The sequence below is a fragment of the Arthrobacter sp. 10N410 genome, assembly GCF_056394945.1.
Genome location: NZ_JBFTIP010000002.1, coordinates 266,263 through 280,584 on the forward strand (window position 1 = coordinate 266,263; position 14,322 = coordinate 280,584).

Sequence of the window (14,322 nt, forward strand, 5' to 3'; positions counted from 1 at the left end):
TCAGTGCCCCCGCGCGATCCAATCCTCAAGTTGCGGCGCTTCGGCGCCCACACTGGTCGAGTCCCCATGGCCGGTGCGGACCACCGTGTCCGCGGGAAGCGTCAGCAACCTGGACTTGATCGACTCGACAATGGTGGGGAAGTCGCTGAAGGACCGGCCGGTGGCGCCCGGGCCGCCCTGGAAGAGCGTGTCGCCGGTGAAGACCGTGCCCTCGGCGGCCAGGTAGAAGCTCAAGGAGCCGGGCGAGTGGCCCGGGGTGTGGAGCGCCACCAGCCGCGCGCCGCCGACGTCGAAGGTGTCGCCGTCGTCGATGCCGTGATCCGGCTCGGTTCCCGGGAAGACCCGGTCCCAGAGCATCCAATCGTTCCGGTTGAGGTAGACCGGCGCGTTGACCAGGCCGCGGAACTCGCCCACCGCGGCGATGTGGTCGTCGTGGCCGTGGGTGAGCAGGATGGCTGTGACTTTCCGGCCGGCGACGGCGGCCGCGATGGCGGCGGCGTCGTGGGCCGGATCGATCACCACGCACTCCTGGTCATTACCGACGAGCCAGACGTTGTTGTCCACGTCCCAGGTGCCGCCGTCGAGCGAAAACGTGCCCGAGGTGACCAGCCGCTCGATCCTCAGTCCGGTTCCGGAACCGGCGCTCACAGTTCCACCACCGAGCGGAGGACGGCCCCGGAGTGCATCTTCTCGAAGGCGTCTTCGATCTGGTCGATGGTGATCCGCTCCGTGACGAAGGCGTCCAGGTCCAGCCGGCCTTGCTGGTACAGGTCGATAAGCATGGGGAAGTCGCGCGACGGCAGGCAGTCGCCGTACCAGGAGGACTTCAGCGAGCCGCCCCGGCCGAACACGTCCAGCAGCGGCAGTTCCAGGGTCATGTCCGGGCTGGGGACACCCACGAGGACCACGGTGCCGGCGAGGTCGCGGGCATAGAAGGCCTGCTTGTACGTCTCGGGCCGTCCCACGGCGTCGATCACGACGTCGGCGCCGAAACCGCCGGTCAGTTCGCGGATCGCCTCCACCGGGTCGACGGCGGAAGAGTCCACCGTGTGGGTGGCGCCGAGTTCCTTGGCACGTTCGAGCTTTTTGGCGTCGATGTCCACCGCGATGACGGTGGTGGCGCCGGCGAGCGCGGCACCGGCGACGGCCGCCACGCCCACGCCGCCGCAGCCGATCACGGCGACGGAATCACCGCGCTGGACGTTGCCGGTGTTGATCGCGGCGCCGAGGCCCGCCATGACGCCGCAGCCGAGCAGGCCGATCGCGGCGGGGTCGGCGTCGGGGTCCACCTTGGTGCACTGGCCGGCGGCGACGAGGGTCTTCTCGGCGAAGGCGCCGATGCCGAGCGCGGCGGTGAGCTCGGTGCCGTCCGCCAGCGTCATCTTCTGCGTCGCGTTGTGCGTGTTGAAGCAGTACTGCGGCTCGCCGCGGCGGCACGCCCGGCACTCGCCGCAGACGGCTCGCCAGTTCAGCACCACCCGGTCGCCGGGGGCCACCTCGGTGACGTCGGGGCCGACGGCGCTAACCACGCCGGTGGCCTCATGGCCGAGCAGGAACGGGAAGTCGTCGTTAATGGCGCCCTGCTTGTAGTGCAGGTCGGTGTGGCAGACACCGCAGGTGAGGATGTCCACCAGGGCCTCGCCGGGTCCGGGGTCAGGGACCAGGATGGTCTCCAGGGTGACGGGTGCGTTCTTGGAACGGACTACTGCGCCTTTGACTTCGTGGACCATGGGGTTGGCTCCTTTCATCACCGCTTCCGTGGCGGGAAGCGGCACGGCGCGGGCCCCTGGGGTGAGCCGGGAGTCCGCGCCGTAAGTGGTTTGGGGGGTGTCCTGAAAAGGTGGCGTTAGGCCGCGAGGCGGCTCTTGACCTCGGCCGCGGAGGGGTTGGTGGCGGCGGTGCCGTCCGGGAAGAGCACGGTGGGGACCGTGCGGTTGCCTCCGTTGAGCTGCTCCACGAGTTCGGCAGTGCCTTCGACTTCCTCGATGTTGATCTCGGTGTATCCGATGCCCTGCGCGTCCAGCTGCTTCTTCAGCCGGTTGCAGTAGCCACACCAGGTGGTCGAAAACATGGTGATGGTGCCGGAATCGGGGGTGAAGTCCACGAAGTTCTCCTCAAGGCAGGTTGACGGCACTGGTTGGCGATGATGAGTGGCATCGCCGTTGCCGACAAAAGTCGTATGTCACTCCCAATAACGGTAACCCGGGGCCCGCTATTCCCTGCTCTATTCCCGCTGGGCGGCCCGCGGTGGCATGCTGGTGCCATGTGTGGACGCTACGTGATGGCCCGGGCCGTCGGGGACCTGCTGGCAGAATTCGACGCCGAACTCGAGGAAGAGGTGGTGATTCCGCCGTCCTGGAACGTCGCGCCGACCGCGGACGTGCCAATCCTGCTTGAGCGGCTGGTGGACGGTGAACCCGTGCGGCAGCTCCACATTGCCCGCTGGGGACTGGTGCCGTCCTGGGCCAAGGACCCCGGCATCGGCTCGAAGATGATCAACGCCCGCAGCGAGAGCGTGCTGGAGAAGCCGGCCTTCCGCAAGGCCACCCGCACCCGCCGCTGCGCCGTTCCGGCCGACGGCTATTACGAGTGGAAGGGCGAGGGCCGCGGCAAACAGCCGTACTACGTGCACCCAAAGGACGGCAGCCCGGTGGTCTTCGCAGGCCTCTATGAATGGTGGAAGGACCCGTCAAAGACCGAGGGGGACCCGGGGCGCTGGCTGCTCTCGACGTCGATCCTCACCACCGATTCTCCGCCGGAGGGCTACGCGGACGGCATGCTGGCGGAACTGACGGCCCTGCACGACCGCGTCCCGCTGCCGATGGACCGCAGGACCATGGAGACCTGGCTGGATCCGCAGGCGGAAGACGCCGCCGCGCTGGTCGGGCTGGTCCGCGCCGGCGCGCACGACGTCGCCGAGGGCTGGAGGATCGACGCCGTCGGCACCGCCGTCGGGAACGTCAAGAATGACTCCCCGGAGCTGATCGAGCCGGTCGGCAGCCTGTTTTAGCGGACGGGCCGGCAGGCTTGGCTCCGTTCCCGGCCATGTTTGGCTCTGCAGGGCCGAGACAAAGGTACATTTGACTCGATTAGAATCTGGTTCTGCCATGGGGGGCAATGGTGACAATTTTGGGTCGTGAGTCGGCTACCGCGGTCTTTCGAATAAGGCGAAAAGCGAGTGGGCTGCGGTGGATCATCCTAAGCACCGTACTCGCTGTGATGGGCCTTCTCGGCGTATGGATTACCATCCCGGAATGGATCAACGTGCTCCTGGCGGCAATCTCATTTGCCTTGTTGTACATGGAGGTGCGCGCCCACCGTCGTTCCGTTGCCTCGACGGTGTTTGAACCGCGCATTAGCGATTCCTTCGAAAGTTTCGTGCCGACGACTAGCAGCCACGGCCGGTTCACCTATCGCAAGTTCCCGCACGGATCCTTCCTCTCGGACAACTTGGTGAGCTCGGCCATACAGGACGGACTGGAGGCGCGACTGGAATCCAAACCGTTCACGATGCCCCCGTCCCTGAGCGCCCTCGGCCAACGCTTTCTAGACGACAAGATCAAGGTTAGGCATGTCTTTGACGGGTCTATCCTTGGTTGGAACTCGAACGTTGGGGTAGGGCCGGCTGCGTCTGAGCTGCCTCGCTGGATAGATTTTCAGCCCGCAACCTACTTTCAGCACATCGCAACGGACCAGCTTGCGCTCCACGACGTAAGCCAGGCCGGTCGTTTCACCGAAGACCACGGACGAAGGCTTTTCATTACCCGACGCGGGGCGCTCAGGGACTTCCACGACTCATGGCTTGTAAACGTGGTTGGGACCTCAGTCATGGCATTCACGAGCGATGGCAAGCTGCTCATAGTGGATCAAGGAATTCATAACCTAAACAGCGGCGGTCAGTTGGCTCCGAGTGGCTCGGGTGCGCTGGAGCCCAAGGATTTTCAGGGCCGCGCTTCGCTTCCCTTGGCGGAACTGGCGGCCAACGGGGCCAACCGTGAGTTGCAGGAAGAAGCTGGAGTTCTGGCCAGTGAGATCCAAGAGAGCTACTTCCTAGGCTTCGGACGCTGGCTTGAAAAGGCGGCGCGTCCCGAACTCATGACATTGAGTTTGCTCTCCGTGGACTCGCACGTTCTGGAACAGCGGATGACGGGGAAACTCGAGAGACCGTTCGTTCGCGGACGGACATTCACCAGGCTTGTGGGTGAACCGAGCGAATGGGGATCGTCGCCGGAAACAATGCTCGAGCCCCAGTACCGGGGAAGGCTCTCCCTGCCGCTTTCAGTGGGGCTTTCCCTTTTGAAAGAATTCGTCGCAGCGGGCGGCCCGTCTGCAGAAGTGTTTTCGAGCCAGGTCATCGGCGGCGACTAGACCGTGACCTTGCCGCCGGCGTCGACCGTCCAAGTGGGGTTGAAGGCGACCTCCCAGCGGAAACCGTCCGGGTCCGCGAAGTAGCCCGTATAGCCGCCCCAAGGCTGGGTCTTCGGCGCGGCCACGACGACGGCGCCGGCGGCCTCCGCCTGGCGCATCGCCTGGTCCACCTCGTCAGCGCTGCCCACGTTGTGGCTCAGGGTGATGCAGGGGATGCCCGCCGGGGGATCGGTGGCGGCCTCGGCCTGCATCTGCCCGGCGTCCCAGAGCGAGAGGATAAGCCCGTGGTTGACCTGCAGGAAGAGCACCTCGCCGGAAACCTCCCGGTGGACCGGCCACCCGAGGCCCTCCACGTAGAAGCGGCGCGAGGCGTCAACGCTGCGGACACCCAATGAGATGAAGTCGACTCGTGGTTGCATCGTTCGATACTGTCATGCACATGTCCACACATCACCGTGACGCCAAAGACGCCCAGGCCGATAAGGAACAACTCGCCGCCGTGCGGGTGGCGGTCGACGAGGTGGACGAACAGATCGTCGCGCTGATCGGCCGGCGCGAACGGCTTATCCGGATTGCCGGCACCCTGAAGGCGGACAGTGCCGAGGTGCGGGCGCCCGGCCGCGTGGAGCGGGTCCTAGAACACGTCAAGGCGACGGCTGAGCAGAAGGACATCGACACCGAGATCGTCGAACAGACCTACCGGGCCATGATCGATGCCTTCATCCGGCTTGAGCTGGACGTCTACAAAGCTTCTAGCTAGGGCTGGTCGACTCAGCTAGAGCGACTCTTCGACGGGCACGTTGGCCTGGTACTCCCGGCCCTCACAATCGCTGTAGGCCGTCATCAGATGGCCCTTGGCCAGCCCCATCACCGTGCTCAGCGGAAAGTTGCCGGTGATGGTGTTGCCGGAGTGCTCCACACCCTTGAGGTCGAAGTTCTCTTCCGTGCCGTCATGGCTGAAACAGAAGAAAGAAACTGCCTCGCCGTTCATGAACTCGATTTCCATCCGGCGCTGGTGCGAATGGTCCGGGGTGGCCGCCACGAGCCCCACCACATAGGCCCCGGAACTCGGGATATTCCCGTCTATATCGAACTTCGCCACCAAGGTTGAATCCTTGGCGGCGATGCTTACGTGCTTCAGGAGTGCGCTATGGGAGCTCATAGCTCAATCCTGCTACCTGCGCTTGCGTCCGTCCACCCCCATCTAGGTTTTGTCCCGGGCCCGGCGTAGACTTGAATTGTTCGAAGATATATTCGAATACCCTCTCAAGATTCTTGCCAGAGGTCAGCGTATTCCGGGAGGCACCATGGGGATGTTCAGCGAGTCGGTGGACGTCGCGTGCACCCCGTCCGGCCAGCCGCTGTCCCTTGCCTGGGGCGGCCGGCACTACGACGTCTGCGCCGAACCGGTCCGCTGGTTTGAGCGGCGGCAGTGGTGGGCCGAGGAGCAGCGGGCTCCGCTGGGCAGCGGCCCGGGACTGGTGGACCACGAGATCTGGCGGATCCAGGTCCGGGACGCCGGTAACCCGGAGGACACCCTCACCCTGGACCTGAGCCGTCATCTGGGCAGCGGTCGCTGGCGGCTGCTGCGGATCCACGATGCCCTGCGCACTATCAGGAAGCCCGAGTCGGCATGAGCTTCACCCACCTGCACGTTGCCACCGCCTTCAGCGCCCATTACGGGGTGTCCTGGCCGGAGGAACTGGCTGCTGCCGCCGCCGCGGACGGGGCCACGGCGCTCGCCTGCACGGACCGTGACGGGCTTTACGGCACGGTCAAGCACCTGAAAGCCTGCATGGCGGCAGGGCTTGACCCAGTCGTGGGGGTGGACCTGGCAGTCTTCGACGACGACGGCGACCTCCGCACCCAGCTCGGCGGCCGCGTCGTCGTACTGGCGCACGGGCACAACCGCGGCGCCGGCTACCGGGCGCTGTGCCGGCTGGTCTCCGACGCCCACGCCCGCACCACGGGCAAGGCCGGAGGAACGGTGCCCGTCGCCGTGACCAGGGCGGAACTGGCCTCCCGCGCCCTCGACCCGCAGACCCTCGAACCGGTGCTGACCGTGCTGATCGGCCCGGACTCCGACGTCGGCCGCGCGATGGGCGGCCGGCGCTACCTCCGGCCCCGCACGTTCTTCAAGCGCTGGCTGGACGCCATGCCGGCGGGAACTCTCGCCGCTGAGGTCGTCTCGCAGCTCAGCCCGCCCGGCGAGCCGCTGAGCACGGCCCACGCGGTGCGAATGCTCAAGCTCGCCGCGGAACACGCAGTCCCCGCGGTGCTGAGCAACGCCGTGCGCTACTGTGCCGAGGACGGTGCCGCGACGGCGGACGTGCTGGACTCCGCCCGGACACTGAAATCCCTGCCCGAGCTCTCCGCCGCGCCGCAGCTGCAACCCAACGGGCAGGCCTGGCTGAAATCCTCCGCGCAGATGCTGCGGCTGGGCCAGGAAATCATGCACGCCGCCGGCTACGGCGCCGCGGACCTTAAGAGCCTGCTGGCACACACCGAGGCGCTCGCGGACCGCTGCCGGATGGATCCGGTCACGGACATGGGATGGAAGCAGCCCGTGGTCCCGGAGGCCTCGGTGATCGGAATTGCGGGGGACCCGCTCGTGGAACTCACGCAGCGCTGCGAGGCCGGCATCAGCCGACGCTTCCCCGGGATCGCCGGCAAGCCAGCCGAAGAAATGCGCGCCCGGCTGGAGCACGAACTGCGGATCATCGACAGTCTTGGTTTTGCCTCCTATTTCCTGACGGTGGCCGAAGTGTCCCGGATGATCCTGGACATGGGGGTCCGGGCGGCAGCCCGCGGCTCGGGCGCCTCCAGCCTGGTCAATTTCCTGATCGATGTCAGCCAGGTCAACCCGCTGCAGCACGACCTCATCTTTGAACGATTCCTGTCCAGGGACCGCGCCACCCTGCCGGACATCGACATCGACGTCGAAAGCGCCGAACGGCACAACGTCTACCGGAGGATCTTTGAGCGCTTCGGCTCCGAACGCGTCACGCTGATGAGCATGCAGAACGGCTACCGCGCCCGCGGGGCCGTCCGCGACGCCGGCCTGGCCCTTGGCATGGACGGCGGCGACATCGACGAGATCGCCAAACAGCTGTGGCGGTTTTCGGCCCGGAACTTCCGTGAGGCCCTGGTAAAGAAGCCGGAGCTGAAGGAATTCGCCGGCCGGGTGGAGCAGCGGGACTTCACCGAAAACCAGCAACTGGACCTGTTGGTGGACCTGACCGAACGGCTGGACCGGCTGCCGCGGCACATCTCGATGCACCCCTGCGGGGTCATCCTGGGCGATGCGACACTGCTGGACCGCACCCCCGTGCAGCCCAGCGGCCTGGGCCTGCCGATGAGCCAGTTCGACAAGCACGACATGGATCCGATGGGCATGCTCAAGCTCGATGTCCTTGGCGTCCGGATGCAGAGTGCCATGGCGTTCGCGGTCCGGGAGGTGATCCGGCTGCACCCGTCCAAGGCCGAGGTGGTGGCGGCCGGCCGCCACCCCGCAGGCCCGGACGGCTCCGGCCCGGACTACATCGCAGCCGACGGCCGCATCGACCTCAACGCCGTCCCGCTCGACGACGAACCCACCTATGAGCTGATCCGCAGCACCCACACCCTGGGCTGCTTCCAGATCGAATCCCCGGGCCAGCGGGAACTTATCGGCAAGCTGGCGCCCCGGGAATTCAACGACCTCATCATCGACATCTCGCTGTTCCGGCCGGGGCCGATGAAGTCGGACATGGTCCGGCCCTTCCTGGAACACCGGCACGGCTTCGCGCCGGAGGTCTACCCGCACCCGGACCTCAAGCCGGTGCTGCAGGAGACGCACGGCGTCACCGTCTTCCATGAGCAGATCCTCAAAACCTTCGACGTCATGACCGGCTGCGGGCTGGCCCGGGCCGATGAATTCCGGCGGGCCCTCGGCAACGAGGTCCTCGAGGGACGGGTGGAGGAATTCTTCCGCCGCGAAGCCCGGGCCCGGAACTACACCCCCGAGGTGGTGGACAAGGTCTGGGGGACGCTGAAAGCCTTTGGCAGCTTCGGTTTTTGCAAGGCCCACGGCGCCGCCTTCGCCGTGCCCACCTACCAGTCGGCGTGGCTCAAGACCCACCACCCCGAAGCCTTCCTGGCCGGGCTCTGGGAACACGACCCGGGGATGTACCCCAAGCGGCTGCTGGTGGCCGAAGCCCGGCGGCTGGGGATCCCCATCCTGCCGCTGGACATCAACCGCAGCCACGCCGAATACCGGGTGGAACGGGTGGACACCGGCCCGGACCGGGGCAAGCTCGGCATCCGGCTGAGCCTGAACGGCATTTTCGGGCTTTCCGGGGCCGAGCTGAAACGGATTGTGGCCGGCCAGCCCTATGATTCCCTCGCGGACCTGCGTGCCCGCACCCGGCTCAGCAAGCCGAGCATCCAGCGCCTGGCGCAACTGGGCGCCTTCGACTCGCTGCACCGCTCCTCCGGCAGCACCGCCAACCGGGCCGACCTGGTCCAGCACCTGCAGCAGCTGCAGGGCAGGCCGCAGCGCAAGGGGGTCGAGGTCATCGAGGGGCAGTTGGCCTTGCCGCTGGGCGACGTCGAGCTCAGGAACCTGAAGGGCGGCCTGCCGGCCCCTACGCTGGTGGAAACCGTGCGCGCCGAACTGGACCTGTTGGCCCTGGATGTCAGCGGACACCTGATGGACAGCCACCGCCCCTTGCTGGACCGGCTGGGCGTTACGACGGCGGACAAGCTGCTGGGACTGCGCAACGGTACCGAGGTGCTGGTGGCCGGGGTGCGGGTGGCCACCCAGACCCCGCCGATGCGCGGCGGCAGGCGGGTGGTGTTCATCAGCATCGATGACGGCACCGGCTGCGTGGACTCGGTCTTCTTCCATGAGGCCCAGGAACAGTCCGGTCCGCTGCTGTTCGGCACCCGGCTGCTGTTGATCCGCGGTACCACCCGGCGGACTGGGCCGCGGGGCATCAGCATCAGCGCCTCGATGGCCTGGGACCTCAGTCGGACCGAGACGCTGCCCTTCCCGGCGCCCCCCGCCAACCGGACGGCTGCTGCCGGGCCCGGCGCCGGCGGAGCTGCCACCCCCGCGCAGGGCCGTCCTGAGCACCCGGTCCGGGGCCCGCTGGACGGGATCCGCCGGACCCTGGCCATCACCGGGTTCTCCGGCTAAGCGGCGGCAAAACGCCTGCCGGCCGGCGGCCTGCCGCGTTGGTTGGCCTATCCGGAACCCGATAGCATGGACGAGGCTGGCTGTGGTCCCCGTACGCCACAAGCTACGAAGCCTTAACTTTGAATAGGAGACACCCGTGTCAGATGCCCAGCAGATCACCCTTATCGTCGACGGCGAAGAGACCAAGGTGACTACCGGGACCACCGGCGCGGAACTCTTTTTTGAGCGCCGCGACGTCGTTGTGGCCCGCGTCAACGGCGAGCTGAAAGACCTGGACCAGCCGCTGCCCGAGGGTGCAGCGATTGAAGGCGTCACCATCGATTCCCCGGACGGCCTCAACGTCCTGCGCCACTCCACCGCCCACGTCATGGCCCAGGCCGTGCAGCAGTTGCGCCCCGACGCCAAGCTCGGCATCGGCCCGTACATCACCGACGGCTTCTACTTCGATTTCGACGTCGAGGAGCCGTTCACCCCGGAAGACCTGCGCCAGCTGGAAAAGATGATGCAAAAGATCATCAACCAGAACCAGAAGTTCGTCCGCCGCGTCGTCTCCGAGGACGAGGCCCGCGAAGCCATGAAGGACGAGCCCTACAAGCTGGAACTGATCGGCCTCAAGGGCGCCGGCTCGGACGCCGACGGCTCCAGCGTGGAGGTGGGCGGCGGCGAGCTGAGCATCTACGACAACGTGGAGCGCAAGGAAGGCACCACCGTCTGGTGCGACCTGTGCCGCGGCCCGCACCTGCCCAACACCAAGCTGATCTCCAACGCCTTCGCCTTGACCCGCTCGTCGGCCGCCTACTGGCGCAGCAGCGAGAAGAACAAGCAGCTGCAGCGCATCTACGGCACCGCCTGGCCCACCAAGGAAGCCCTCAAGGCCTACCAGGAGCGGATCGCCGAGGCCGAACGCCGCGACCACCGCAAGCTGGGCGCCGAACTGGACCTGTTCTCCTTCCCGGACGAGCTGGGCTCCGGACTGCCGGTGTTCCACCCCAAGGGCGGCATCATCCGCAAGGCTATGGAGGACTACTCCCGCCAGCGCCACGTCGACGCGGGCTACGAGTTCGTCTACACCCCGCACATCACCAAGGGCCACCTCTACGAGGTCTCCGGACACCTGGACTGGTACCGCGAGGGCATGTTCCCCCCGATGCACATCGACGCGGAACTGAACGAGGACGGCACCGTGCGCAAGCCCGGCCAGGACTACTACCTGAAGCCGATGAACTGCCCGATGCACAACCTCATCTTCCGCTCCCGCGGACGCTCCTACCGCGAACTTCCGCTCCGGCTCTTCGAATTCGGCTCGGTGTACCGCTACGAGAAGTCCGGCGTCGTGCACGGCCTCACCCGCGTCCGGGGCATGACCCAGGACGACGCCCACATCTACTGCACCCGCGAGCAGATGAAGGACGAGCTCACCAAGACGCTCAACTTCGTCCTCGGCCTGCTCAAGGACTACGGCCTGGAGGACTTCTACCTGGAACTCTCCACCAAGGACCCGGAGAAGTCCGTGGGTTCGGACGAGGTCTGGGAGGAAGCCACCCAGACCCTCGCCGAGGTGGCGCAGGAGTCCGGACTGGAACTGGTCCCTGATCCGGGCGGAGCCGCCTTCTACGGCCCGAAGATCTCGGTGCAGGCCCGCGACGCCATCGGCCGGACCTGGCAGATGTCCACCATCCAGCTGGACTTCAACCTGCCGGAGCGCTTCGAACTCGAGTTCCAGGCCGCGGACGGCACCCGCCAGCGCCCGGTCATGATCCACCGCGCCCTTTTCGGCTCCATTGAACGCTTCATGGGCGTCCTGACCGAGCACTACGCCGGCGCCTTCCCGGCCTGGCTGGCCCCGGTGCAGGTGGTCGGCATCCCCGTGGCCGAGGCGTTCAACGACTACATGTTCGACGTCGTCGACCAGCTCAAGGCCGCCGGGATCCGCGCCGAGGTGGACATCTCCTCGGACCGTTTCCCGAAGAAGATCCGCACCGCCAGCAAGGACAAGATCCCGTTCGTGCTGATCGCCGGCGGGGACGACGCCGAGGCCGGCGCCGTGTCCTTCCGCTTCCGCGACGGCAGCCAGGACAACGGCGTGCCCGTTGCCGAGGCCGTCCGGCGGATCGTCGACGCCGTCCGCAACCGGACCAGCTAGGGGAGCAGCACGTGCAGGAGACCACAGGCGCTGTCCCGGGCTACCCGGGTGACGACGGCGTAACCGACGACTTTGGCCTGGCCGGGGTGCCGGACGCCTTCCAGCGCCTGTGGACTCCGCACCGCATGGCGTACATCAAGGGCGGCCAGCACCAGTTCAAGAACCCGGATGACTGCCCCTTCTGCGTCGCTCCCGAGCGCGAGGACGACGACTCCCTGATCGTGTTCCGCGGCCGGTCCTGCTACGTCGTGCTCAACCTCTTCCCCTATAACCCGGGCCACCTCCTGGTCTGCCCCTACCGGCATATCCCCGATTACACGGACCTGACTGTCGAGGAGACCGCGGAGTTCGCCGAGCTGACCCAGACTGCGATGCGGGTGCTGCGCAAGGTCGCGAACCCCACCGGCTTCAACTTAGGGATGAACCAGGGCGTGACCGGCGGGGCCGGCATCGCGGGCCACCTGCACCAGCATGTGGTGCCGCGCTGGGGCGGGGACGGCAACTTCTTCCCGATCATCGCGCAGACCAAGGCGATCACCCAGACCCTGGGCGAGGTCCGACAGCAGGTCGCCGAGGCCTGGCCCCAGGCCAATGACCAGGCCAATGACGAGGGCAGCGACCAGGCCGGTCCTACGGGGCAGCGGCCCTCCGGGACGTCGGATGCTGAATAAGCACGCCCGCGGTTTCTTCACCGCGCTGTTCTCGCCGCTGGCCCGCTGGCTGCTGCGGGTGGGTGTCTCGCCCGACGCCGTCACGATCATCGGCACCGCCGGCGTCGTCATCGGAGCGCTCGTGTTCTATCCGCTGGGCCAGCTCTGGTGGGGAACGCTGTTCATCACGGCGTTTATTTTCTCCGATGTCATCGACGGCATCATGGCCCGGATGCAGGAACGCGGCGGACGCTGGGGCAACTTCCTGGACTCCACCCTGGACCGGGTCGCCGACGGCGCCCTCTTTGCCGGCGTCGCCATCTGGTTTTTCACCGGCGGCTCCGATATCCCCATCGCCATCGCCGCCGTCGTCTGCCTCGTACTGGGCATGGTGGTGTCCTACGCGCGGGCCAAGGCCGAGGCGCTCGGCTACCACGCGAACGTGGGCATCGCGGAGCGGGCCGAACGGCTGGTGTCGGTCCTGGTGGTCACCGGCTTCACCGGGATAGGCCTCCCCACCGTGGTCCTGTTTGCCACCCTCTGCCTGCTCGCCCTGGCCAGTTTCGTGACGGTCGTGCAGCGCATCGCCTCCGTGCACCGCCAGTCGCTGGAGGAAAATACGGGAAGCGCCACGGAACAGGCCGCCTGAGCCCGTAATCGGAATTCAACCCCGCCGCGGCGGGGGACTAGTATTAGGCTTACCGGCCAATGGTTCCCGGTAATCCGGTGTGTGCGAGCCGGTGTATGCGAGATTGTCATCTGCGTGCCGTCCGCGCCCCGGCGAGGTCATCTATCTACCCATAGGGGTTTTTGTGTCTACACCTGATGTAAGCAGCGAAGCCGGCGCGTCCGCCAAGAACGTTACGGGCAGCAGCCGCGTCAAGCGCGGCATGGCGGAGATGCTCAAGGGCGGCGTCATCATGGACGTCGTCAACGTCGAGCAGGCCCGCATCGCCGAGGACGCCGGTGCCGTGGCCGTGATGGCGCTGGAACGCGTTCCCGCCGACATCCGCGCCCAGGGCGGCGTGTCCCGGATGAGCGATCCGGACATGATCGACAAGATCATCGACGCCGTATCCGTGCCGGTTATGGCGAAGGCCCGGATCGGCCACTTCGTCGAAGCCCAGGTCCTGCAGTCGCTCGGCGTGGACTACATCGACGAGTCCGAGGTCCTGACCCCGGCCGACTACACCAACCACATCGACAAGTGGAACTTCACCGTCCCCTTCGTTTGTGGTGCCACGAACCTCGGCGAAGCGCTGCGCCGCATCAACGAGGGCGCGGCCATGATCCGCTCCAAGGGCGAGGCCGGCACCGGAGATGTCTCCAACGCCACCACCCACATGCGCCAGATCCGCGCCGAGATCCTCAAGCTCGCCGCCCTGCCTGAGGACGAGCTCTACGTCGCCGCCAAGGAGCTGCAGGCCCCGTACGACCTGGTCAAGGAAGTTGCCGCGACCGGCAAGCTTCCGGTGGTGCTGTTCACCGCCGGCGGCATCGCCACCCCGGCCGACGCCGCCATGATGATGCAGCTCGGCGCCGACGGCGTCTTCGTCGGCTCCGGCATCTTCAAGTCCGGCAACCCGGCCCAGCGCGCCGCCGCCGTCGTGAAGGCCACCACCTTCTTCGACGACCCGGACGTCATCGCCAAGGCCTCCCGCGGCCTGGGCGAGGCGATGGTCGGCATCAACGTCGACGAAATCCCCCAGCCGCACCGGCTCGCCGAGCGCGGCTGGTAGCGTTCGACTGCTTCTCCACAGACTCGGCGCCAAGGCGCCTCGTCCATGGAGCCTCTGCAGTCTCTCTTATTAAGCCAAGAGAGTTAGGCGCGTCTGTTGCCTGATTTTTGACCGACGACGGCGGCGGGGGCCCTTTTACGCGCGTTGCCGGATCACACCGCCCCGCGCCTTGCGCTTCTGATTGAACGACGGCGGCGGGTCACCTTTCTGAGGTGACCCGCCGCCGTCGTTTGCGTTCTGGGG

14 protein-coding genes are annotated in these 14,322 nt (G+C 66.7%); 9 read left to right on the plus strand and 5 right to left on the minus strand.

Annotation, left to right across the window (positions count from 1 at the left end; translation table 11 throughout):
* From AC1DB8_RS05755 to AC1DB8_RS05765, 3 genes are all read right to left on the minus strand, one after another.
* Window positions 1–648, minus strand: coding sequence for an MBL fold metallo-hydrolase (locus AC1DB8_RS05755; RefSeq protein WP_476892444.1), 648 nt, complete (start codon window positions 646–648; stop codon window positions 1–3).
* Window positions 645–1,730: an S-(hydroxymethyl)mycothiol dehydrogenase gene (locus tag AC1DB8_RS05760; RefSeq protein ID WP_441417670.1), complete on the minus strand. Its 1,086-nt coding sequence runs from the start codon at window positions 1,728–1,730 to the stop codon at window positions 645–647. Before AC1DB8_RS05760 ends, AC1DB8_RS05755 begins: the two co-directional genes overlap by 4 nt.
* Window positions 1,731–1,846: 116 nt before the next feature.
* Window positions 1,847–2,104, minus strand: coding sequence for a mycoredoxin (locus AC1DB8_RS05765; RefSeq protein ID WP_056739948.1), 258 nt, complete (start codon window positions 2,102–2,104; stop codon window positions 1,847–1,849).
* Window positions 2,105–2,263: 159 nt separating this feature from the next.
* Here AC1DB8_RS05765 and AC1DB8_RS05770 point away from each other — a divergent pair, with 159 nt between their 5' ends.
* Both AC1DB8_RS05770 and AC1DB8_RS05775 read left to right on the plus strand, forming a co-directional pair.
* Window positions 2,264–3,010 (plus strand): SOS response-associated peptidase, encoded by a 747-nt coding sequence (locus AC1DB8_RS05770; RefSeq protein WP_441417671.1) that lies wholly within the window; start codon window positions 2,264–2,266, stop codon window positions 3,008–3,010.
* A 206-nt stretch (window positions 3,011–3,216) separates the two neighbouring features.
* The gene (locus tag AC1DB8_RS05775) at window positions 3,217–4,368 is read left to right on the plus strand and encodes a hypothetical protein (protein ID WP_476892445.1); all 1,152 of its coding nucleotides are present in this window, start codon (window positions 3,217–3,219) and stop codon (window positions 4,366–4,368) included.
* Here the strand turns inward: AC1DB8_RS05775 and AC1DB8_RS05780 are convergent.
* A complete protein-coding gene (locus AC1DB8_RS05780) occupies window positions 4,365–4,787 on the minus strand; it encodes a VOC family protein (RefSeq protein WP_441417673.1) in 423 nt (140 codons plus the stop codon). The genes AC1DB8_RS05775 and AC1DB8_RS05780 overlap by 4 nt on opposite strands.
* A gap of 14 nt (window positions 4,788–4,801) precedes the next feature.
* On the opposite strand from AC1DB8_RS05780, the gene AC1DB8_RS05785 reads away from it, so the two are divergent.
* Window positions 4,802–5,128, plus strand: a complete 327-nt coding sequence (locus AC1DB8_RS05785) for a chorismate mutase (protein ID WP_441417877.1) — start codon at window positions 4,802–4,804, stop codon at window positions 5,126–5,128.
* A gap of 15 nt (window positions 5,129–5,143) precedes the next feature.
* On the opposite strand, the gene AC1DB8_RS05790 is transcribed toward AC1DB8_RS05785, so the two are convergent.
* A complete protein-coding gene (locus AC1DB8_RS05790; protein ID WP_441417674.1) occupies window positions 5,144–5,530 on the minus strand; it encodes a hypothetical protein in 387 nt (128 codons plus the stop codon).
* 145 nt (window positions 5,531–5,675) lie between these two features.
* Here AC1DB8_RS05790 and AC1DB8_RS05795 point away from each other — a divergent pair, with 145 nt between their 5' ends.
* From AC1DB8_RS05795 to pdxS, 6 genes are all read left to right on the plus strand, one after another.
* Window positions 5,676–6,005, plus strand: coding sequence for a DUF6504 family protein (locus tag AC1DB8_RS05795; RefSeq protein ID WP_476892446.1), 330 nt, complete (start codon window positions 5,676–5,678; stop codon window positions 6,003–6,005).
* Window positions 6,002–9,547: a DNA polymerase III subunit alpha gene (locus AC1DB8_RS05800; protein WP_476892447.1), complete on the plus strand. Its 3,546-nt coding sequence runs from the start codon at window positions 6,002–6,004 to the stop codon at window positions 9,545–9,547. Before AC1DB8_RS05795 ends, AC1DB8_RS05800 begins: the two co-directional genes overlap by 4 nt.
* A 136-nt stretch (window positions 9,548–9,683) precedes the next feature.
* The gene (gene thrS, locus AC1DB8_RS05805) at window positions 9,684–11,690 is read left to right on the plus strand and encodes a threonine--tRNA ligase (protein WP_476892448.1); all 2,007 of its coding nucleotides are present in this window, start codon (window positions 9,684–9,686) and stop codon (window positions 11,688–11,690) included.
* 11 nt (window positions 11,691–11,701) lie between these two features.
* Window positions 11,702–12,361 carry an HIT family protein gene (locus AC1DB8_RS05810; protein ID WP_476892449.1) on the plus strand — a complete coding sequence of 220 codons (660 nt, stop codon included), beginning with the start codon at window positions 11,702–11,704 and terminating at the stop codon, window positions 12,359–12,361.
* Window positions 12,351–12,989, plus strand: coding sequence for a phosphatidylinositol phosphate synthase (gene pgsA, locus AC1DB8_RS05815; protein ID WP_476892450.1), 639 nt, complete (start codon window positions 12,351–12,353; stop codon window positions 12,987–12,989). The genes AC1DB8_RS05810 and pgsA overlap by 11 nt, the downstream gene beginning before the upstream one ends.
* Window positions 12,990–13,152: 163 nt before the next feature.
* Window positions 13,153–14,079 carry a pyridoxal 5'-phosphate synthase lyase subunit PdxS gene (gene pdxS, locus AC1DB8_RS05820; protein ID WP_441417680.1) on the plus strand — a complete coding sequence of 309 codons (927 nt, stop codon included), beginning with the start codon at window positions 13,153–13,155 and terminating at the stop codon, window positions 14,077–14,079.
* Window positions 14,080–14,322: the final 243 nt, after the last annotated feature.